Origin of the sequence: Cognatishimia activa (genome assembly GCF_017798205.1) — a bacterium.
GTDB classification, from domain to species: domain Bacteria; phylum Pseudomonadota; class Alphaproteobacteria; order Rhodobacterales; family Rhodobacteraceae; genus Cognatishimia; species Cognatishimia activa_A.
Genome location: NZ_CP060010.1, coordinates 2,451,775 through 2,473,444, shown reverse-complemented (window position 1 = coordinate 2,473,444; position 21,670 = coordinate 2,451,775). Strand labels below are relative to the sequence as shown.

Here is a 21,670-nt window from a genome sequence, read left to right as displayed (position 1 = left end):
TACACTTGGACAAGTTTACTCCAAATGTAAAGTTAACGATATGACCCAAACCCGGCGACAATTTCTTCAATCTAGCACCGCTGCAGTCGTAGCAGGTGTGTTGCCCTATCGCAGCCTGATGGCTGACACAGTGAAAGGACCTAAAATGGACACGGCACAAGAAGACGCAATGATCGACGCAATCGCTAAAGGCGTGAGCTATTCTTTCCGCACCCCAATTCTGCGCCGCCCTTCTGATCTCGGCATGGAGTACGAAGACGTGTTCTTTCCAGCGATGGACGGCGTGATGCTGGACGGCTGGTATATTCCAGCAGGCAAAGGCGGCAAGCTGATTATTGTGAACCATTTCATTGGTGCGAACCGCTATGGCTATCCCGGCCACCTAGAGCCATGGACCGGTCAAGGCGGCTTTGAAGTCAACTTTATCGAGGCCTATAAAGCTCTGCATGACGCGGGTTATAGCGTTCTGGCCTATGATCTGCGCGGCCACGGCCATTCCGCAGCCGGTGCCGACAACATCACCGGCGTTGGCGCAATTGAATGGCGCGACGTGATCGGCTCGGTACGCTATGCAAAAGAACGTTTCCCGAATGCCAAAGTCGCGCTGCACAGCCAGTGCATGGGCAGTAACTCGACCTTCATTGCGATGGAAAAACACCCAGAGGAATTCGAGCACATCTCTTGCATGATCGCCCTTCAGCCTCTGTCTGCGGCACCGTTCATCGAACGCGCGCTGTCTGATCAGGGTGTTGAGAACGCGGTTGAGCGGTTTAACGAACGCTACAGCTACTACTGCAGCTTCCGTCACACGGATTCCAATGCAATCGCGCGTGCGGACAAGGTGACTGTACCAACCATGGTTGTTCAGGTCAAAGACGACAGGACCACAAAACCCTCTGATGCGCAGGGCATCCATGACCTGCTGCCAAACCCAGACAAGAAGCTGCTTTGGATCGAAGGAACTCCTGTGCGCTACGAAGGCTATCGCTATTTCAGCAAGAACCCTGCTGAGATGGTCGCTTGGTACGACGCGCATCTTTAGATTGTATCTAGAAAATCGACTGATCCCAATGGGGTCAGCCCCCCTCGCATTCAGACAGAGAGATATCCCATGACCAAGACCACCACGCGCCGAGGCTTTTTGACCGCAACCAGTGGGCTTGCCGCCGGTGCAGCCTTTGGGTTACCGCAGATCACCCTTGCCAGTTCGGCCCCAGCCGCTGCTGATATCACAACCTCTACGCTGGATTTGGTAGATCCTCAGTATCGCGAATTCGCACAGGCCATGGCGGGTTTCGTACCGGACTCTAACTCTCTTCCAGTTTTGCGCCAGGCGCTTGAGAACGGCCCAAGGCAAGGCACGCAAAATCCAACGCTAGAACGCTTTGAGATGTCTGGAAGCACCGCCGGCTTCAACCTGTACCGCCCAGAAACTCCACGCGCGGCACCTGCGCCTGCGATTATTTACATCCATGGCGGCGGTTATGTCTTTGGCACAGCAGAGCAATATGATGGCTATTGCTATGATCTCGCGCAAACCTCGGGGGCCGTTGTTCTTAACGTGGAATATCGACTGGCGCCAGAAACCCCATTCCCGGGCCCGGTTGAGGATTGTCACGATGTGCTCACTTATGCCTATCAGAATGCTGCCAGCCTTGGCATCGACCCCACGCGGATCAGCATCATGGGGCATTCCGCCGGCGGAGGTCTTTGTGCGGCCCTGGCGATCCTGGCCCGCGACCGCGGTGAAGTACCGGTGAAAGCGCAATTCCCGATCTATCCAATGCTGGATTATCGCACAGCCACCACAGAGGCTCCCGTCAACAACCTGACGACGGGCGAATTCATCTGGGTCCGAGCAGCCAACCGTTTTGGCTGGGACAGTCTACGCGGGGACTACGCCATGGATGACAACCGGACCGGGCACTTCTCGCCGACACATGCGGCGTCACACGAAGGCTTACCTCCTTGTTTTATGGCCGTCGGCAACCTTGATCTCTTTCTCGAAGAAGACACAGCCTATGCGCTGACGCTGACCCGCGCCCGCGTGCCCTGCGAATTCCATATTTATTCCGGTGCAGTCCACGCCTTTGACGGTTTCCCGGGAACGAACCTGACCACCCAATTCGCGCGAGACTTGGCAGCCGCGTTTGACAGGCTGTTGTAAATGGCACGCCGCAACGGGGAGGCACTACACATGTCAGGATTTTTTTGAATGCTAGCGCGAAGACCAAGCCCTATGAGCCTCCGTGCTTTAACGGCGCGCGTTCCCCGGACATCCAGACGTCCAAAGAAAAGTAACTATAAATGCTTATGAATATTCTAACATACGGCGCAATCGCCGTCGCTTTGACGGCGGCGGTTGGAGCTTTGACCACCAAGACGTTCCATGTCGAAACGGTGATTGCGGCCCCAGCAGAGCAGATCTGGGGCGTTCTGACGGATACCGCGGCCTACCCTGACTGGAACCCAACTTTTGTTGAAGTTCAGGGCGCGTATGCGCAAGGCGGCAAGGTTCTGAACAAGGTTCAGGATCCTTCGGGCAGCGTGCTTGAGATGACCGCAACCGTGGCCACCCTGACGCCCGCGCAAGAGTTGCGTCAAAAAGGGGGCGTACCCTTGGTCATCACTTTTGACCATCGCTGGATTTTGGAACCCGTTGAAGGCGGCACCAAAGTCACCCAACACGAGGTCGACCGCGGGCTGTACCTTTGGTTCTGGAATTCCGACTGGATCGAGCCAGCCTATGCAAAAACCAACGCAGCCTTAAAGGCGCGGGTTGAGGCACAATAACACACGAGACGCGCCCCATTCGGCGCGTTTCTTTTTATTGAAACGCCTCGCTAAAGATTTCCTGAAAGGCGTGGGCTGCGAAACTTAACCCGTGATCATCTGATCCCACGAGGCAGAAATTACAGGTCCCGATCTCTCGGCGCAGCAGGCTTGTACGTTTGTATCCCGAAATCTGCAGAGGTGCTGGCCCCGGATTGACCACAACAGAAATCCCGATCACCGCCGAAAACGCATGCTCAAGAAAGCGCGACATATCAGGGCCTCGGTAATGGATCAGCGTGTCGATCCGGTTTTTGTCGATGGCGGCCTCGATCCTTTTGGTGACTTCAGTATTGGCCGGAGGCAGGGCCAGTCGAATGCCCTGAAATTCGAAAATGCGCAGCTCGTCGTTTTTGCCCAGCCCCAGCCCAAGCGGCACGAAGGCCGCAATATCCACGTCTGCGCCATGGAGGATCTGAATGCCTTTGCGCAAAACCGGGTTCACAAAAAGCGCCAGCTCGATGCTTTGCGTGTCCAGCGCGCGATAGAGCGCATCTTGTGACGTCAGCCGCTCGATGGTCACATCGATCTGGGAGTGGTCGCGCTGAAATTTGGCGATCATGTCGTGCAGAATCGACTGATCAAAGTCCTCGCTGATGCCGACCCGTAGTTCTCCGACCCGCAGACCTTTCATCGCCGAGATCTGTTGGCGCACGCGATTAAACCCCGACAATTGGTTCATCGCGAAGTTCAAAAACAGCTCCCCTTCCGAGGTGAGTCGCACGCCCTTTGTGACCCTTTCAAAGATCTGTATATCCAGATCCAACTCTAAAGTTTGGATATGTCTGTTCAGCGCAGAGGGCGAAATTGCCAGAGTTTCAGCCGCTTTTCGGATCGAGCCAGATGCGGCAATCGCCCTTACATATTTGAAGCTTTGCAGGTGTTTCATGTGATCTAGCTGCCAAAGTGGTGCAAAAAACGCAACACCTTGCGCAAATCTTTGAGGCAGACCGACGCACATTAACGAATTAATGAAGCTTTTGGGGAACGCCACCAGTCCTTTTTATCCCAAAGGCGGCGCTTCTGACGAACTACGAAAATGCCCCCAAGGAGGTACATGTGATGAAAAAACTACTGCTCGCTTCTGCCATTTCCGCAGTCGCCGCTTCCGCTGCAACCGCCGACATCAAGGTCGGTGTTCTGCACTCTCTGTCCGGCACCATGGCGATTTCCGAGACCACTCTGAAAGACACCATGCTGATGCTGATCGACCAGCAAAACGCAAAAGGCGGCATCAACGGCGAGATCCTGGAAGCAGTCGTTGTAGACCCTGCGTCTGACTGGCCACTGTTTGCTGAAAAAGCACGTGAGCTGCTGACCGTCCACGAGGTTGACGTGATCTTCGGCAACTGGACGTCTGTGTCCCGTAAATCCGTTCTGCCTGTGATCGAAGAACTGAACGGCCTGCTGTTCTACCCAGTTCAGTACGAAGGCGAAGAGTCTTCCAAGAACGTCTTCTACACCGGTGCGGCGCCAAACCAACAGGCGATCCCAGCGACTGACTACTACCTCGAAGAACTGGGCGTTGAAAAATTCGCTCTGCTGGGCACCGACTATGTTTACCCACGCACCACCAACAAGATCCTTGAGCAGTACCTGAAAGACAAAGGTATTGCGGCTGAAGACATCTTCGTGAACTACACCCCATTCGGTCACTCCGACTGGTCCAAGATCGTTGCTGACGTTGTTGCTCTGGGTGCAGACGGCAAAAAAGTTGGTGTGATCTCTACCATCAACGGTGACGCGAACATTGGCTTCTACAAAGAGCTGGCAGCGGCTGGCATCTCTGCAGATGATATCCCAGTAGTCGCCTTCTCTGTGGGTGAAGAAGAGCTCGCGGGTCTGGACACCACCAACCTCGTTGGCCACCTCGCAGCCTGGAACTACTTCCAATCCGCAGAAGGTGACGCGAACGCGGACTTCATCGACACATGGAAAGAAACCATGGGTGCAGAGCGCGTGACCAACGACCCAATGGAAGCACACTACATCGGCTTCAACATGTGGGTGAACGCGGTCAAAGAAGCAGGTACCACTGATGTGGACGCAGTCCGCTCTGCAATGTACGGCCAGGAGTTCCCGAACCTGACCGGCGGTACAGCCGTGATGCTTCCAAACCACCACCTGGCGAAACCAGTTCTGATTGGTGAAATCCAAGAAGACGGCCAATTCGACATCATCTCGCAGACTGCAGAAGTTCCAGGCGACGCATGGACCGACTTCCTGCCAGAATCTGCGGTACTGAAGTCTGACTGGAAAGACCTGGGTTGCGGTATGTACAACACCGAAACCGAGACCTGTGTTCAGATCAAATCCAACTACTAAGCTGACCTGACCTCTGGCCCCGGGGGCGCGATCCCCGGGGCCTTTTTCTTGGAATACTCCCCTATGCTCCGTGTCCTGACGCTTTTCTTGGGCTTGCTGCTGGCCGTCCCTGCCTTCGCGCAATCCTCCCTATACGACGCCTTGGCTGACCAGACAGCTGGCCTTAAAAAACCGTCCTCCAAGACCATCGAGAGTGTGATCTCGGGTCTGCAAGACAGCGGCGCCCCCGGTGTCGCGGATTTCCTGACCAAGCTGCAAAGCAAAGAGGTCTGGTATCGCAAGTCTGACGACAAGTTCTTCTTTGTCGCGACAGATGACAAAAAGACCTACCGCCTGATTGATATCGAAAGCGGTGAAGTCGTGGCCGCGGTCGCAAAGAAAGAGATCAAACAGATCAAGCCGAATTCTGGCGTCCGCGCCAAGATCGACGGGGCTTTGGTCGCCTTTCGCCTGACCGACGCAGACCCTGCGGTGCGCGATGCAGCCCTCGTGGGCATCAGCCGCGATCCTAAAGCGAAAGATCTCGCGCCTTTGACCGCAGCGCTCGCGAGCGAAACAGACCCCGACCTCAAAGCGCGCATGGAGCGCCTGTCGCGCGTTCTGACCGTCAGCTTTGGCGACACAACCGAGGCCCGCGTTGCGGCTATCGAAAGTTTTGACGGCGATCTGGGTCTCGATGCCCGCGCGGTTCTGAACCCTCTGGTCACCACAACACTCAAGGCAGCACCCGAAGTTGGCGCAGGTGAAAACGTCGCCAAAACCTTGCGTCTTGGCAATGACATCAGCGAAGAGGACGCCATTGCCCTTTTGGTGGCATCTGGTCTTGCACAGGCCGAGCCAACTAAGGCCGACATCAAAGCCGCTCTGAAAGCCAATATCGACGGCGACACTGTCGGTGGTGTGAACGTCGCGGATCTTGGCACCGACGAGGCCCGACTGACGGCCTATATGGCTTTGGCCGCAACGGGCGCAGTGCCCGCGATCCTCACCTCTGAGGCCAAAGCCGAACTTTTGGCGAGCGCCACCTATTACGAGGTCTATGCCGAGGCTGACCCCGCGGTGACAGCCGCCGCAGTTGAGGCGCTGAGCTCGATCAGCACCGCAGTGGGCGTTTCGCAATTCATCGACCTTGTACTCGATGGGATCTCGCTCGCGTCGATCTATTTCCTTGCGGCGATTGGTCTTGCGATCACCTTTGGTGTGATGCGCGTCATCAACATGGCGCATGGCGAATTCATCATGATGGGCGCTTACACGGGTTATGTCGTGCAGCAGATCATTCCGAATTACACGGTGTCCCTGATCGTCGCGATCCCGGCGGCCTTTGTCATCACCTTCGCCGCTGGCGTCGCAATGGAGCGTCTGGTGATCCGGCATCTGTACCACCGTCCGTTGGAAACCCTGCTCGCGACCTTCGGCATCTCGATTGCGCTGCAACAGATCGCCAAGAACATCTTTGGCACGCAGGCGCGTCCCCTCACCTCTCCGGGCTGGCTGGATGGAGCGCTGGTGTTCAACGACGTGATCGCGATTTCATGGATCCGTATTGCGATCTTTGTGCTGTCTGTGATCTTCTTCCTGGGCCTCTTGTTTGTGCTGAACCGCACCCGTTTGGGCCTTGAAACCCGCGCGGTCACGCAGAACCCACGCATGGCCGCCGCTATGGGCATCAATCCGGATCGCATCAATATGCTGACCTTTGGGCTTGGCTCGGGCATCGCGGGCATCGCAGGCATCGCCATCGGCCTTTTCGCCAAAGTGACCTCGGAACTTGGCTCGGACTATATCGTCCAGAGCTTCATGACCGTGGTTGTCGGCGGCGTTGGCAATATCTTTGGCACGCTTGCAGGTGCCACGATGATCGGCTTCCTTCAGAAGGGCATCGAATGGTTCAACCCGTCCAACACGCTGGCGGCGCAGACCTATATGATCATCTTCATCATCATCTTCATTCAATTCCGGCCGCGGGGCATCATTGCTCTCAAAGGCCGCGCAGCAGGAGATTGATCCCATGAACGGACTTCTCACCAAATTCCTGCTGAAGAACCCATCCGTACTGGTGTTCCTTGGCGCCCTCGCCCTTTTCACCGCCTTTGTCTCTGTTGGATCAGAGGCTTTTGGCTGGGGCTTTATTTCGACCTCTTTCGTGAAGACTTTGGGCAAGACGCTGTGCTTCTGCCTGATTGCCATCGCAATGGATCTGGTCTGGGGTTATTGCGGCATCCTCAGCCTCGGGCATTTCGCCTTCTTTGGGCTGGGTGGCTATATGCTGGGCATGTGGCTGATGTATGCGCGCACCGAGATCATCGTGCAGACAGCCATGTCCAACGAGGTCATCCCCCCCACCGATCAAGAGGTCATTGACGCCATCGGCACGCAGATCTTTGGCGTCGTGGGCGGCTCTGATTTCCCGATGATCTGGGCTTTCGCGCATCTCTTTTGGGTGCAGATGGCGCTGGTGGTCCTTGTTCCTGGTATTTTGGCTTTGGTGTTTGGCTGGCTCGCGTTCCGTTCTCGCGTGACTGGCGTGTATCTGTCCATTCTGACTCAGGCGATGACCCTGGCACTCTCGCTTTACCTGTTTCAGAACGACAGCGGCCTGAGAGGCAACAACGGCCTCTCAGGCCTCCAAAACCTGCCCGGGCTCGATGATGTGTCCCAAGACATCGTGTCCATGTGGTTCTTCTGGGCCTCGGCCTTTGCCTTGGGTCTCAGCTATCTGCTGGTCAAACTGATCACCGAAAGCAAACTGGGCAATATCGTGCGCGGTATTAGGGACGACGAGGCACGGGTGCGTTTCCTGGGCTATAACGTCGAAGGCTATAAGCTCTTTGTCTTCGTGCTGACCGCGATCATCGCAGGCATTGCAGGAGCGCTTTATTACCCGCAGGCGGGTATCATCAACCCGGCGGAAATCGCCCCGATTGCGTCGATCTATCTGGCGGTTTGGGTCGCAATCGGCGGACGTGGCCGCATCTATGGCGCGGTCATTGGCGCGGCGTTTGTCTCGCTCTTGTCCACCTGGTTCACCGGCGGTCAGGCACCCGACATCCCGCTGGGCTTTTACACCATCAAATGGGTCGACTGGTGGCTTGTCCTCTTGGGCCTCAGCTTTGTGGTCGTAACCCTCTACTTCCCCAAAGGCATCGGCGGCCTGTTTGACCGACTGGTCCGCAAAGGAGACGCATAATGGCTGAACTTCTCGAAGTGAACGGCATCTCGGTCACCTTTGACGGCTTTAAGGCGATCAACAATCTGGCCTTTAGCATTGGCTATGCCGAGCTGCGCGCGATCATTGGGCCGAATGGGGCGGGTAAAACCACCTTTATGGACATCGTGACAGGCAAAACGCGACCTGATGAAGGGTCCGTGCTATGGGGTGAGAAATCCATCTCGCTCTTGTCGAAATCCGAAAGCCAGATCGCCAACCTTGGCATTGGCCGCAAATTCCAAAAACCCACGGTTTTTGAAGACCAATCGGTGCGCGACAACCTGATGATGGCGCTCAAAGCCAAACGCACCCCTTGGGCGGTTCTGTTTCACCGTGGCAGCGATGACGAGACGGCACGGATCGAAGAGCTCGCAGCCGAGATCGGCCTGAAGGACGCGCTGGATCGCCGCGCCGGAGCCCTCTCTCACGGGCAAAAACAGTGGCTCGAAATCGGCATGCTTTTGGCGCAGGATCCCCAGCTTTTGCTGGTGGACGAACCTGCCGCCGGCATGACCGTGGATGAGCGCAACAAGACCACAGAAATCCTCAAACGTGCCGCCAAGACCCGCGCCGTTGTGGTGGTGGAACACGACATGGAATTCATCCGTAACCTCGACTGCAAAGTCACCTGCCTGCACGAAGGCTCGGTGCTGGCCGAGGGCTCGCTGGATTTCGTGACCTCTAACAAGGACGTCATCGACGTCTATCTGGGACGCTGACATGCTGGATCTGCAAAATATCACTCTGCATTATGGTCAGAGCCAAATCCTCTACGATGTGAACCTGCAGGCCGAGACCGGAAAGATCACTTGTCTGATGGGCACGAATGGGGTTGGCAAGACATCCCTCATGAAGGTGATTTCTGGCACCCACGCGCATTCCGGCGGCACTTACAAGCTGGACGGAGAGGACCAAGGTCGCGCACCCGCGCATGTGCTGGCGCGACGTGGCGTGGGCTATGTGCCTCAGGGCCGCGATATCTTTCCGCTTTTGACCGTGCGGGAAAACATGGAGATCGGCTTTGCCTGTCTCGATAAATCCGAACACAGCCTGCCCGAGCAGATGTTCGAACTCTTTCCCGTGCTGAAAGAGATGCAACACCGTCGTGGCGGAGACCTCTCCGGCGGCCAGCAACAGCAGCTCGCGATTGCGCGCGCGCTGATCACCCGGCCCAAGCTCCTTTTGTTGGATGAACCCACAGAGGGCATTCAGCCCAACATCATCCAACAGATCGGCCGGGTGGTTTCCTACCTCAAAGACCAAGGCGAAATGGCGATTGTTCTGGTGGAACAATATTTCGAGTTCGCCTATGGGCTTGCTGATCATTTTTACTCGATGCGGCGCGGCGAGATTATTCTGGACGCCGCCAAAGGATCAGTTCCAAAGTCCAAAGTCTTGAAAACACTGAGCGTTTAAGGCTTCCGAAACACAAAATTTCCGCGCCCTCTTGGTCTCGCCAAGGGGGCGTTTTTTGTAGCCTCATCGATCGGCCAATTATCTTGGGCCTTAGCACATGCAAAATGCATTTCTTTAAGACCCGTCCCTGTGCAACGCTGACGCAAAATAAAATTGAGTCACGCGCGTGAGCCAGACAAGGGAGTGCGAAATTGAAAGTTGGGTTTATTGGCCTCGGCAATGTCGGGGGAAAGCTATCGGGGTCTTTGTTGCGCAATGGGGTCGATCTGACGGTTCATGACCTGAACGCGGAATTGGTTGATGCCTTTGTGGCAAAGGGTGCCAAAAGGGCCGAAGGGCCTGCGCAGCTTATGGCCGATTGTGATGCGGTGATCACCTGCCTACCCTCGCCCGCAGCCTCGGCGGCCGTCATGGACGAGATGCTGCCCGAAGTCACCGAGGGCAAGATCTGGATGGAGATGTCCACGACCGATGAGGCCGAAGTCAAACGACTGGGCGCCAAGGTGATCGAACGCGGGGGCGCGGCGGTGGATTGTCCGGTCTCTGGCGGATGCCACCGCGCGGACACCGGCAATATCGCAATCTTTGCAGGCTGTGATCGCGCGACATTCGAACGGATCCTGCCCTTTCTAAAGACCATGGGCCGGCGGATTTTGCATACGGGCGAGCTTGGCTCTGCCTCGATCCTCAAGGTCGTGACCAACTATCTGGCGACGGCGAACCTTGTGACCTGTTGCGAGGCTTTGGTGACCGCGAAGGCAGCGGGAATGGACTTAAACACCGCCTATGAGGCGATCAAAATCAGCTCAGGCACCTCTTTTGTGCATGAAACCGAAAGTCAGGTCATCCTGAACGGCTCGCGCGATATTTCCTTTACCATGGACCTTGTCAAAAAGGACGTAGGCCTCTTTCAAGAGGTCGCGGATCGTGCAAATGTGCCCTTGGAAATTTCGCCGATGCTGATCAGTATCTTTGACGACGGCATCGCGCGCTATGGGGAACGCGAGCTCTCGCCCAACATCATCAAACGGCTTGAAGAGGCCACGGGACTGGACATCCGCGCGCCGGGCTTTCCCCCGGAGATGACGGACGATGAACCCGAAGAGCCAGGCTATGAGGTCGTGCCGCAGGGCAAATGAATAAAGCGCGGCGGCTCAACAGACCGCCGCGTCGTTCCAGCGTGTGTCCTCAAACAAGCGACCCTTGTGCTGACCTGACAGGATCCTGTGCCGTGCGGCCTCCCAGGAGGCAGCCCATGCCGCGGGATCGTTTAGCACCTGATCAGGACGCTCGGCACTGCGCGCGACAAACCCCGGAAAAGCCGGACGTCCGCTGGCCTGACCCGTAGGGTGATAGCGCAGATCCATGCTCCAGCGCAGGCCGTCCGACAGGTTGGGCAAGGCGCGATGTACGTTCATCTTGTGAAACAGAACCGCTCCACCCTTTTTCACAGGTAAAGGCGTGCCCTCACGTCCGCCCATGACTTTGTCAGGCACCTGCGGTTCACGCGCGATGGCCGCATTGGAACAATGCACTTTCGGCCCCTCACGATGCGACGCCGGAATAGACGTGAGGCAGCCGTTTTCAATCGTCGCCTCTGTGATCGCCAACCAGACGGTGATCTGGTGCGTGTCATCGGCCTCTTCAAACAAGGCGACGATGTCCTGATGCCAAGTGGTTGCGCCGACGTTGGAATGCCCAGCCACAGCATCGTGTAACCCTTGGGCCGGCGGCTTCATCCGCATTTGCTGCACCGGGCTTGCGTAAATCTCGGGGCCAATCAGAGCCTCAACCACATCGAGCACCTTGGGATGGCGCATCAAATCAAAGACTGCAGGGCCCGCGTGAACATGGAAGGTTTCCGGATCAATGCCTTCGTTGAGCAAGGGCAATGATATGTTCAAATAGTTGGTCAGGTCGGGATATTCCGCAATCATCGCGGCGTATCGCGCCCCAAAATCAAGGTCCTCATAGGTCTTGCTGATCTTGCCTTTTTGAAACAGCGCCGATGCCAGTCGATCCAGCAGCGCTTCATATTCCGCTTCAATCGCGACAAGGTCCTCGGGCGGCACAAGGCTGTCGATGGCGAGAAACCCATCTTCTTCGAAAGCGGCGATTTGGGCGGGCGTCAGGGCTGAAGGTTCGGACATGTCGATCTCCTTGCGCGGGCTTTGGTGTGGCGCTCTGTCTTCGCTAAAGCGTGGCATTGCCTCCGCAGCTAATCAAACGTAATCTTTCACCCAAAAGACCCCCAAAAATTGGAGGCTCTGTCAGAGCGCACACGCCCAATGCCCAATAAACTGCCCCCTCTTCCCGCCCTTCAGGCCTTTGAGGCCGCGGCCCGCCATGAGAATTTCGCCGCCGCTGCGCAAGAGCTGAACCTCTCGCAATCGGCGGTCAGCCATCGGGTCCGTGGGCTTGAGCATCATTTGGGCTATCCGCTGTTTGAACGCCTACCCCGTGGGTTGCGTCTAACCGAGGCGGCTAAGGCCTATTTGCCATCGGTGCGGCGGGCGTTTGAGGATATTCTCAGCGCCACATCCGGCGTCTTTGGCCATCGCGGCGGCAAGACACTGCATCTGCGGGCTCCGGTCAGCTATACGGCGCTGTGGCTTGGGCCTTTGGTCACGGACTTCACGCAGGAATTTCCTGGCATCCGGGTCAATCTGTCCAGTTCCATATGGGTCGATCGCCTTGCGGTCGGAGGCACAGATATCGAACTGCGCCTTGGACGCGGTCATTGGCCGGGCTATGAGGCGCGGCCCTTGTTTCATGATGCGTTGGTGCCAGTCTGCTCTGCTGAGACGGCGAAAGAACTGGGGTCCCCTGCGACGCCGCAAGCCATTGCCCAGCATGCGTTGGTGCATGTTATGGGACCCGAGGATCAATGGTCCAAGTTTTTTGCCCACTACGATGTGGATCGCCCAACCAAAACCACGGATATCGGCGTGGATTCCTCCATGGGGGCCTCAGAGATAACCCTGACCAGCAATCGCGTTACTCTTATGCAAGAAAAGCTCGCGGCGCGGGTACATACGAGCGGTAGGCTCGTCGCCTTGTCGCATCTGAGCGTGCTGCCGGACGAAGCCATGTATTTGTTGACGCCGGTCACAACGGAGCCGCGCAATGCCAGCGCGGTGCTGTTTGAAAACTGGCTAAAGGACAGGTTGGCGCCTTAGCGCAAGCCACTAAAGCGCAGCGTTCAAACTACACCCAGAGCGCATAGAAAAACCGAGGGATATCTGACCAAACTTACTCTTGCATGGCAAAGACCCAGATTTCTGGCGAATAGGTGTTGACCTCAATTTGCGGATAAAATACTTCGTCATCCTACTGAGCGGGTATGGTGAAATGGTATCATAAGAGCCTTCCAAGCTTAAGGTGCGGGTTCGATTCCCGCTACCCGCTCCAGAAACACCCCCAAGAATTAAGCGATATTTGCCAAGCTCTTAGCTTGCAGTGCTGCGCTGTTTGAACGACGCACGGGCTTCGCGGCGAATCCAGGTCTTGAAGGCCTCGGCCATCAGATTCACCTCGCCGGCGCGCGTTGCCACAAAATAGGATTGCCCTTGCGATTTGGGCCGCCCCAAAACTTTCAGCGCGCCGCCGGTGAGTTCGGTTTCAATCAGGTAGCTGGGCACAATTGCCGCGCCCATGCCTTCGATTGCGGCGGCAATCATAGTTGAGAACTGATCAAAGAGCGTCCCCTGCATGATATCATCCCGCGTGAGCCCCAGATCCGCGACGTACTGAGGCCAGGCGCTCTTGCGGCTGAGAAGGTGCAGGCGGGGTAGGCGCATGATGTCTTTGGGAGACGTCACCTGAAACCGCGCGACCAGATCAGGCGCGGCGACGACGGCGAGATCCTCTGGGCAGAGTTCGGCAAGCGTGATGCCACCCCATTCCTCGCGGCCAAACTGAATTGCCAGATCAATGCCTTCGGCGGCCAGATCAAAGGGTTCGGCGCGGCTGTAGAAAGTGAGCTGCACATCCGGGTATTGCTTTTGGAAACTCGGAAGACGCGGCACCAGCCAACGGGTCGCGAAGGTGGGTAGCACAGCGATGGACAGGATCTTGCCCCCCTGCCCAGCCGCGCGGGCCAGTGTTATCGACTGCCTGAGGCGTTCCAGATCCGGCGACAGGCGATCTGCAAAACTGCGACCCGCGTCCGTCAGGGCAATCCCGCGCCCTTCGCGGCGAAAGAGCGTCACGCCCATCAGGGCCTCAAGCTCTTTGATCTGACGGCTGATCGCGCCTTGTGTCACCTGCAGCTCTTCGGCCGCGACGGTGTAGCTTTGGTGCTTTGCCGCCGCCTCAAAGCAGCGCAGGACGGAGGTAGATGGCAAGTTATCGGGTTTCATTCATGAGTAATACTCACGCATTTATGCAAAATACCAGTATTTTTATGCATAAAAGGCGCACGTAAGATCCCCGTGACGCGCCTGAAAGGGCGCAAGATGTTCAGCCATAAGGGAGATAGGCGTGGCGCATTCTGATCAACCTGGTTTCGGTCCCGACCTTGCAAGTTTTGATTGGGAGGATCCGTTTCTGCTGAAAGATCAGCTGGATGAAGACGAGCGGATGCTGTCAGAGGCAGCCCATGTGTTCGCGCAGGAAAAACTTTTGCCGCGTGTGACAGCGGCCTATGCCGAGGAACGGGTCGAGCCCGAGATATTCGCCGAAATGGGCGCGGCTGGGCTTTTGGGGGCAACGATTTCCGAAGATCTGGGGGGCTTGGGCGCGAATTATGTGACCTACGGCTTGATCGCACGCGAGGTCGAGCGGGTGGACAGCGGGTACCGGTCTATGATGTCGGTGCAGAGCTCTTTGGTGATGTATCCGATTGATGCTTATGGATCTGATGCCCAGCGCCAGAAGTACCTCCCGAAACTCGCTTTGGGTGAATGGATTGGCTGTTTTGGCCTGACGGAACCGGATGCGGGATCAGACCCTGCCGGCATGAAGACCCGCGCGACCAAGGTCGATGGCGGCTATGTGCTGAACGGCTCCAAGATGTGGATTTCCAACAGCCCGATTGCGGATGTTTTCGTGGTTTGGGCGAAGTCTGACGCCCATGATGGCAAGATCCGCGGCTTCGTGCTGGAAAAGGGCATGAAGGGGCTGTCTGCGCCGAAAATCGAGGGAAAACTCTCGCTGCGCGCGTCGGTCACGGGCGAGATCGTCATGGAAGATGTCGAGGTTGGCGAGGACGCGCTTTTGCCGGGTGTTCAAGGGCTTAAGGGCCCGTTTGGATGTTTGAACCGCGCGCGATACGGGATCGGTTGGGGCTCGATGGGGGCGGCTGAGGATTGCTGGCATCGGGCGCGCTCTTACGGGCTGGATCGCAAGCAATTCGGTAGGCCTTTGGCGCAGACACAGCTGTTTCAGAAAAAGCTCGCGGATATGCAGACCGAGATCACTCTGGGCCTGCAGGCGGCGTTGCGCGTGGGGCGCTTGATGGATCAAGGCAAAGCGGCACCTGAGATGATCAGCCTGATCAAACGCAACAACTGCGGTAAAGCGCTGGACATCGCGCGGCACGCGCGGGACATGCATGGCGGCAATGGGATCAGCCAGGAATTCCATGTGATCCGCCATGCGGCCAACCTCGAGACTGTGAACACCTATGAGGGCACTCACGATGTGCATGCGTTGATCCTTGGCCGCGCGCAGACTGGCCTTCAGGCGTTCTTCTAGAGGTCCATGATGGATCGCGCGGCGATTGTCGAAGAGAACTTCCTGAGGCGCGTGGCAGCAGGCGATATGCCGGGCGGATTGCCTGCTGCAGGGCCGCTTGGGAATGCGGATGCGGTCGGGCTGTTTCATGCGCAATGCCTGAGCCGAGCGCTGGATCTGCAGAGCCGCGCGATGCAAAGCAAGCGGCAGGGGTTTTACACAATTGGGTCTTCCGGCCACGAAGGTCTGGCGGCCATTGCCTGGGCCTTGCGTCCCACGGATACGGCCTTTCTGCATTATCGCGACGCAGCCTTCCAGATCGCGCGGTCCATGCAGGTGCCGGGGCAAAATCCTGCATGGGATATGCTCTTGTCCTTTGCCTGCTCGTCTGAGGATCCGATCTCTGGGGGGCGGCACAAGGTTCTGGGATCCAAGGCGCTGAATATCCCGCCACAGACCTCGACGATTGCCAGTCATCTGCCCAAGGCAGTTGGCGCAGCCTATGCGATTGGGGCGGCAAAGCGCCTCAAGCCCGAACATATGGAATTCCCTGAAGATTCAATTGTCTACTGTAGCTTTGGCGATGCCTCTGCAAACCATTCCACAGCACAAGGCGCGTTCAATGCGGCGGGCTGGGCGGCCTATCAGTCGGTGCCGATGCCTCTGCTGTTTTGCTGTGAAGACAATGGGATCGGGATTTCGACCAAAACGCCTACGGGTTGGATTGCGGCCAATTTTCAGAACCGCCCGGGGATCACGTATTTCCATTGCAATGGGCTGGATATCTTTGAGACCTACCGCGTCGCGCAACAAGCCGCCGACTATGTCCGCTCACGACGCAAACCTGCGCTGTTGCATGTCAAAACCGTCCGCCTTTACGGCCACGCCGGTGCCGATGTCGCGACCTCTTACCTGCCCAAAGCCGAGGTCGAAGCGCAGGAAGCCAATGATCCCTTGTTGCATACGGTGCGGTTGCTCAAAGAGCGAGAAGCGGCCGCGCCGAGCGACTGCCTTAAGATCTATCAAGACACCCGCAAACGCGTGGCCCGGATTGCGGGCGAAGTCGTCACCCGCCCGCATTTGAAAACCGCAAGCGACGTGATGGCCTCGCTGATCCCGCCCAAACGCCACTGCGCGCCGACCAACGGCCCTTCAGAGGCCGCGCGAGCTGAGGCTTTTGGCTCTGACCTGCGCACCATGGGCGAGCCGCAGATCATGTCCAAGCTCATCAACTGGGCGATGACAGATCTGATGCTGACCCATCCAGATATCGTCATGATGGGCGAGGATGTTGGCCTGAAAGGCGGCGTCTATGGCGTGACGCAAAAACTGCAACAGCGGTTTGGGGCGGACCGGATGATCGACACGCTACTGGATGAGCAGAGCATCCTTGGGCTGGCGATTGGCATGGGGCAAAACGGCTTTACGCCGATGCCAGAAATCCAGTTTCTAGCCTATCTGCACAACGCCGAGGACCAGATCCGCGGAGAAGCTGCGACACTGTCCTTCTTTTCCAAAGGGCAATTCACCAACCCGATGGTGCTTCGGATCGCGGGGCTTGGCTATCAAAAGGGTTTTGGCGGGCATTTCCACAATGACAACTCAATCGCGGTTCTGCGCGACATTCCAGGGGTGGTCCTGGCGATCCCGTCCAATGGCGCGGATGCCGCGAAAATGCTGCGGGAATGCGTGCGGCTGGCGCGCAAGGAACAGCGGGTTGTGGCCTTCCTTGAACCGATTGCGCTCTATCCGATGCGGGATCTGCACAAGGACAAAGACGGGGGCTGGATGCAGACCTACCCTGCACCGGATGAGACCATCGCACTTGGCGAAGTGGGCGTGGATGGCGATGGCACAGATCTGGCCATCGTGACCTTCGGCAATGGCACCTACCTTAGCCACCAAGCGCGCAAATCCCTTGACGCCAAGGGGATCAAAACGCGGATTATCGACCTGCGCTGGATATCTCCCCTGCCGAAAGAGGCGCTAACTGCGGCGGTTGTGGGCTGTGAGACCGTGTTGATCGTCGATGAAACCCGCCATTCCGGCGGTGTGGCCGAGGCATTGATGGCGCATTTTCATGAGATAGGCGTTGCGCGGCTGGCGCGGGAAACATCAGAGGACAGCTTTATTGCGACGGGCCCAGCCTATGCGGCCACGATGCCTTCGGCTGAGAGCATTGTGGCGGCGGCTCTCGCGTTGGTGGAGGGCGCGCGATGACGACCGCTGTTGTGATTTGCCCCGGACGCGGGACCTACAATGCAACGGAGCTGGGGTATTTGGCACGCAACTTCCCCTACGCGGATCTTTTGGACGCCTTTGATGCGCAACGCGCGGGTTTGGGGCAAGACAGCCTGCGGGCTTTGGACGGTGCGGATCGCTTTGTCCTGTCCAAACATACGCGGGGCGACAATGCCTCGGGCCTGATCTATGCCGCGACCTATGGGGATTTTGCCTCGATTAACGGCGACATCGAGGTCATCGCAGTTACGGGCAATTCGATGGGCTGGTATTCCGCGCTGGCCTGTGCGGGGGCCGTGACGCCTGAGAACGGGTTCAGGATCGCCAATACGATGGGTAGCTTCATGCAAGAGGCGATGATTGGTGGGCAGTTGATCTATCCTTGGGTGAATGAAAACTGGGTGCCCCTGCCTGCATTGCGTCAAACTCTTCAGGATTTGATCGCAGAGATTGATGCGCGCGCGGATCACGTTCTGAGCGTTTCAATTGATTTGGGCGGCATGTTGGTGCTGGCTGGGAATGAACAAGGTTTGAGCGCTTTTGAGCAGGCAGTCGAACCCGCGCAGGAGCGGTTTCCGATGCGGTTGAGCAACCACGCGGGGTTTCATTCTATGTTGCAGGCGCCGGTTGCCGAGCGTGGACGGGCTGCCCTGCACGCTGCGCTTTTTGGGCAGCCGGATCTGCCGATGATTGATGGGCGCGGACATATCTGGTGGCCCGGCGCGAGCGACCCGAGTGCCTTGTGGGACTACACCCTGGGGCATCAAGTCACCGAAACCTATGATTTTACCGCCGCGATCACCACGGCCGCGCGTGAATTCGCGCCGGATATCTTCATCGTGACCGGGCCTGGCACCACGCTGGGCGGCGCGATCGCGCAATCTCTGATCCAAGTGGATTGGCAGGGCATGCGCAACAAAACCGATTTCAAAGAGAAACAGGACGCAGGCCCTCTGCTTGTGTCCATGGGAATGGAGAGCCAGCGCGCGCTGGTCATCTAGAAGGAGAAAAACATGTCTCATATGGAAATCCTGAAGGCCTCTGGTTTTGGCGAGGCAGAACTTGGTGGTGGCACATTGTCCGTCGCAACCCCAGTGGATGGGTCCGAGATTGCCAAGCTGTCTGAGCATTCCGTGGCTGAGGCCAATGCGATGATCGACAAAGCGCATGACGCCTTCTTGAAATGGCGCAGGGTCCCTGCCCCTCGGCGTGGCGAATATGTGCGTCTGCTGGGCGAAGAGCTGCGGCGCGAGAAGGACAATCTGGGTGCTTTGGTGACGCTGGAGTGCGGGAAGATCCTGCAGGAAGGCCTCGGCGAAGTACAGGAAATGATTGACATTTGTGACTTTGCAGTGGGCTTGTCGCGCCAGCTTTATGGCTTGACGATCGCGTCGGAACGCCCGGGGCATTCCATGCGCGAGACCTGGCATCCGATGGGGGTCTGCGGCGTGATCACGGCGTTTAACTTCCCTGTTGCGCCATGGTGCTGGAACGCGGCCTTGGCGCTGGTGTGCGGGGATCCGGTGATCTGGAAACCTTCGGAGAAAACACCGCTGACAGCGCTGGCGGTGCAGAAAATCTGCGAGCGGGTCTCTGCGCAATTTGGAGATGATGCGCCTGACGGGCTGACGCAAGTTCTGGTCGGCGAACGGGAGCTGGGTGAGGCGATGACCGCCCATAAGAAGGTCGCGATCATTTCGGCGACGGGGTCTGTGCCCATGGGCCGCGCCGTGGCGGCGGATATGTCCAAGCGTTTGGGAAAAACCATCCTTGAGTTGGGCGGCAACAACGCCATGATCGTGGCCCCTTCGGCGGATCTGGAAATGGCGCTAAGGGCGATTGTGTTCTCGGCCGTTGGTACTGCGGGTCAGCGGTGCACCACATTGCGCCGTTTAATTGTGCATGAGGACGTCTATGACGCTTTGGTCCCACGTCTGATCAAAGCTTATGAGGGCCTGCCGATCGGCGATCCTCTGGCGGAGGGCACGCTTGTGGGGCCTCTGATCGATGATCAAGCGCTGCGTGCAATGGATGCGGCACTTGAGAAGGCGAAGTCTGAAGGTGGCACGGTGCATGGCGGCGGACAGGCGCTGACAGGCAGCCATGGGGCCGCGGCCTATGCCAATCCGGCGATTGTCGAGATGCCGAGCCAGAGCGAAATCATGCATCACGAGACCTTTGCGCCGATCCTCTATGTGGTGAAATACAAGACGCTGGAACAGGCAATTGATATGCAGAACGAGGTCCCGCAAGGTCTGAGTTCCTGTATCTTCTCAACCGACGTGCGCGAGACGGAATTGTTCCTGTCTGCGGCGGGGTCTGATTGCGGGATTGCCAACGTGAATATCGGGCCTTCGGGTGCGGAAATCGGCGGTGCTTTCGGTGGGGAAAAAGACACCGGTGGTGGACGTGAAAGTGGGTCTGACGCGTGGAAAGCTTATATGCGGCGTCAGACCAATACGGTGAACTATTCCCGCGAGCTGCCCTTGGCTCAGGGGATCAAGTTCGACTTTTAAACCCTTGTAATAAAAAGAAAGGCCCGCGCACTGCGGGCCTTTCTTCAGTTGATCTGAACCATCTTTCCAGGGTTCATGATGTTGTCTGGATCAAGCGCCTTCTTGATCGTCGCCATGACATTCAACGCCGCGCCATGTTCCTCGATCAGATAGGGCATTTTTCCGGTGCCGACCCCGTGCTCACCAGTCACGGTTCCTTCGAGTTCCAGCGCCATTTTGTTCAACGACGAGGCCAGCGATTTTGCCTTTGCGAACTCCTCTGGATCTTCGGGATCAATCAGGATTGAAAGGTGGAAATTGCCATCCCCAACGTGGCCGACGACCGGGGCCAGAAGGCCAGCCTCTGCGATCTCGGCTTTGGTGCGGTTGATCGCTTCGGCCAGCGCGGAAATCGGCACGCAGGCATCGGTCACCACGGGGCGCGCGCCCTGGCGCAGGCTGATGGCGGCGTAATAGGCATTGTGGCGGGCTTCCCAGAGGCGGTTGCGATCCTCCGTCTTGGTGGCCCATTGAAAGGCCTCTCCGCCGAATTCTGACGCGATGTCGCCGAAGGCTTCGACCTGCTCGGCGACGCCGGCGTCTGATCCGTGGAACTCAAGGAAAAGATGAGGTTTTTCAGGGAAACTCAGATCGGGGTTATAGATGTTCATCCCCTTCATCTGAACCTCGTCCAAAAGCTCAATCCGTGCCATGGGCAGACCGGATTGGATGGCGAGGATCACCGAATTCACCGCATCATCGACCGAAGGAAAGGCGCAGGTCGCGGCCGAGATCGCCTCGGGTTGCCCATAAAGCCGGACGGTCAGTTTGGTGATGATCCCAAGGGTGCCTTCCGAGCCGACCATCAGCTTGGTCAAATCATAGCCAGCCGAAGATTTCCGCGCGCGGGTGCCGGTTTCGATGATCGTGCCGTCCGCCAGAACGACCTCTAGCGCCAAAGTGTTCTCGCGCATTGTGCCGTAGCGCACGGTATTCGTGCCGGATGCACGCGTCGCCGCCATGCCGCCGAGGGTGGCATCGGCTCCGGGATCAACGGTGAACATGAGGCCGGTTGCGCGCAATTCGGTGTTGAGTTGCTTGCGCGTGACGCCGGGTTGCACCACGGCGTCCAGATCCTCGGGATTCACCGCGAGAATCTTGTTCATGCGGCTGGTGTCAATCGAGATGCCGCCTTGGATTGGTATCACCTGCCCCTCCAGAGAGGTTCCGACCCCATAAGGCACCACAGGGCACTTGTAGCGCGCACAGATTTTCACGATCTGTGAGACCTCTTCGGTGGTTTCCGGAAAGGCCACTGCGTCCGGCTGAGCAGGCGTTGCATAGGCCTGGTCATGGCTGTGCAGGTTACGCACAGAGCTGCCCGTGGACAGGCGCTCACCGAGAAGAGATTTGAGTTCAGATATCACAGATTCGATTGTATCAAGGGCCATTGGTGCCTCCTTCTTGTGGGCAA

At 57.5% G+C, this 21,670-nt stretch carries 18 protein-coding genes and 1 tRNA gene; 15 read left to right on the top strand and 4 right to left on the bottom strand.

The genetic code is table 11. The features are described 5' to 3' along the window. Positions 1-145: 145 nt before the first annotated feature. The 3 genes from HZ995_RS12115 (at position 146) to HZ995_RS12105 (ending at position 2,793) form a co-directional block, all read left to right on the top strand. Positions 146-1,042, top strand: a complete 897-nt coding sequence (locus tag HZ995_RS12115; RefSeq protein ID WP_209355908.1) for an alpha/beta hydrolase family protein — start codon at positions 146-148, stop codon at positions 1,040-1,042. Positions 1,043-1,111: 69 nt separating this feature from the next. Then, positions 1,112-2,167 (top strand): alpha/beta hydrolase, encoded by a 1,056-nt coding sequence (locus HZ995_RS12110; RefSeq protein WP_209355907.1) that lies wholly within the window; start codon positions 1,112-1,114, stop codon positions 2,165-2,167. Positions 2,168-2,307: 140 nt separating this feature from the next. After that, complete coding sequence (locus HZ995_RS12105) at positions 2,308-2,793, top strand: SRPBCC domain-containing protein (protein WP_209355906.1); 486 nt, start codon at positions 2,308-2,310, stop codon at positions 2,791-2,793. A 34-nt stretch (positions 2,794-2,827) separates the two neighbouring features. Here HZ995_RS12105 and HZ995_RS12100 read toward each other — a convergent pair whose 3' ends face one another. Beyond that, entirely contained in the window at positions 2,828-3,721 is an 894-nt protein-coding gene (locus tag HZ995_RS12100; RefSeq protein ID WP_209355905.1) for a LysR family transcriptional regulator, read from the bottom strand. 173 nt (positions 3,722-3,894) lie between these two features. On the opposite strand from HZ995_RS12100, the gene urtA reads away from it, so the two are divergent. From urtA to HZ995_RS12070, 6 genes are all read left to right on the top strand, one after another. Further along, a complete protein-coding gene (urtA, locus tag HZ995_RS12095) occupies positions 3,895-5,157 on the top strand; it encodes an urea ABC transporter substrate-binding protein (RefSeq protein ID WP_209355904.1) in 1,263 nt (420 codons plus the stop codon). Between the two features lie 63 nt (positions 5,158-5,220). After that, positions 5,221-7,164, top strand: coding sequence for an urea ABC transporter permease subunit UrtB (gene urtB, locus HZ995_RS12090; RefSeq protein WP_209355903.1), 1,944 nt, complete (start codon positions 5,221-5,223; stop codon positions 7,162-7,164). A gap of 4 nt (positions 7,165-7,168) precedes the next feature. Beyond that, positions 7,169-8,347 carry an urea ABC transporter permease subunit UrtC gene (gene urtC, locus HZ995_RS12085; RefSeq protein ID WP_209355902.1) on the top strand — a complete coding sequence of 393 codons (1,179 nt, stop codon included), beginning with the start codon at positions 7,169-7,171 and terminating at the stop codon, positions 8,345-8,347. Beyond that, on the top strand, positions 8,347-9,087 hold the full coding sequence (gene urtD / locus HZ995_RS12080; protein ID WP_209355901.1) for an urea ABC transporter ATP-binding protein UrtD: 741 nt from the start codon (positions 8,347-8,349) through the stop codon (positions 9,085-9,087). Before urtC ends, urtD begins: the two co-directional genes overlap by 1 nt. Position 9,088: 1 nt before the next feature. Continuing rightward, complete coding sequence (gene urtE, locus HZ995_RS12075; RefSeq protein WP_209355900.1) at positions 9,089-9,784, top strand: urea ABC transporter ATP-binding subunit UrtE; 696 nt, start codon at positions 9,089-9,091, stop codon at positions 9,782-9,784. A 191-nt stretch (positions 9,785-9,975) separates the two neighbouring features. Continuing rightward, on the top strand, positions 9,976-10,923 hold the full coding sequence (locus HZ995_RS12070; protein WP_209355899.1) for an NAD(P)-dependent oxidoreductase: 948 nt from the start codon (positions 9,976-9,978) through the stop codon (positions 10,921-10,923). Between the two features lie 15 nt (positions 10,924-10,938). Here HZ995_RS12070 and HZ995_RS12065 read toward each other — a convergent pair whose 3' ends face one another. Then, entirely contained in the window at positions 10,939-11,934 is a 996-nt protein-coding gene (locus HZ995_RS12065) for a phytanoyl-CoA dioxygenase family protein (protein ID WP_209355898.1), read from the bottom strand. 138 nt (positions 11,935-12,072) lie between these two features. Between HZ995_RS12065 and HZ995_RS12060 the strand changes: the two genes are divergently transcribed. Together HZ995_RS12060 and HZ995_RS12055 are read left to right on the top strand one after the other, a co-directional pair. Further along, positions 12,073-12,963 (top strand): LysR family transcriptional regulator, encoded by an 891-nt coding sequence (locus HZ995_RS12060; RefSeq protein WP_209355897.1) that lies wholly within the window; start codon positions 12,073-12,075, stop codon positions 12,961-12,963. 158 nt (positions 12,964-13,121) lie between these two features. Then, positions 13,122-13,195, top strand: a tRNA-Gly gene (locus HZ995_RS12055). A gap of 38 nt (positions 13,196-13,233) precedes the next feature. Here the strand turns inward: HZ995_RS12055 and HZ995_RS12050 are convergent. Further along, positions 13,234-14,145, bottom strand: a complete 912-nt coding sequence (locus HZ995_RS12050) for a LysR substrate-binding domain-containing protein (RefSeq protein WP_209355896.1) — start codon at positions 14,143-14,145, stop codon at positions 13,234-13,236. A gap of 121 nt (positions 14,146-14,266) precedes the next feature. Here HZ995_RS12050 and HZ995_RS12045 point away from each other — a divergent pair, with 121 nt between their 5' ends. Genes HZ995_RS12045 through amaB form a run of 4 tightly spaced genes read left to right on the top strand, consistent with a single transcriptional unit; the run spans position 14,267 to position 20,217 of the window. Beyond that, positions 14,267-15,481: an acyl-CoA dehydrogenase gene (locus HZ995_RS12045; RefSeq protein ID WP_245168659.1), complete on the top strand. Its 1,215-nt coding sequence runs from the start codon at positions 14,267-14,269 to the stop codon at positions 15,479-15,481. Between the two features lie 9 nt (positions 15,482-15,490). Next, on the top strand, positions 15,491-17,680 hold the full coding sequence (locus tag HZ995_RS12040; RefSeq protein WP_209358258.1) for a dehydrogenase E1 component subunit alpha/beta: 2,190 nt from the start codon (positions 15,491-15,493) through the stop codon (positions 17,678-17,680). Next, entirely contained in the window at positions 17,677-18,702 is a 1,026-nt protein-coding gene (locus HZ995_RS12035; RefSeq protein WP_209355895.1) for an ACP S-malonyltransferase, read from the top strand. The genes HZ995_RS12040 and HZ995_RS12035 overlap by 4 nt, the downstream gene beginning before the upstream one ends. Before the next feature lie 12 nt (positions 18,703-18,714). Continuing rightward, positions 18,715-20,217, top strand: coding sequence for an L-piperidine-6-carboxylate dehydrogenase (gene amaB / locus HZ995_RS12030; protein ID WP_209355894.1), 1,503 nt, complete (start codon positions 18,715-18,717; stop codon positions 20,215-20,217). A 44-nt stretch (positions 20,218-20,261) separates the two neighbouring features. Here amaB and HZ995_RS12025 read toward each other — a convergent pair whose 3' ends face one another. Next, the gene (locus HZ995_RS12025; RefSeq protein WP_209355893.1) at positions 20,262-21,647 is read right to left on the bottom strand and encodes an FAD-binding oxidoreductase; all 1,386 of its coding nucleotides are present in this window, start codon (positions 21,645-21,647) and stop codon (positions 20,262-20,264) included. Positions 21,648-21,670 lie beyond the last annotated feature (23 nt).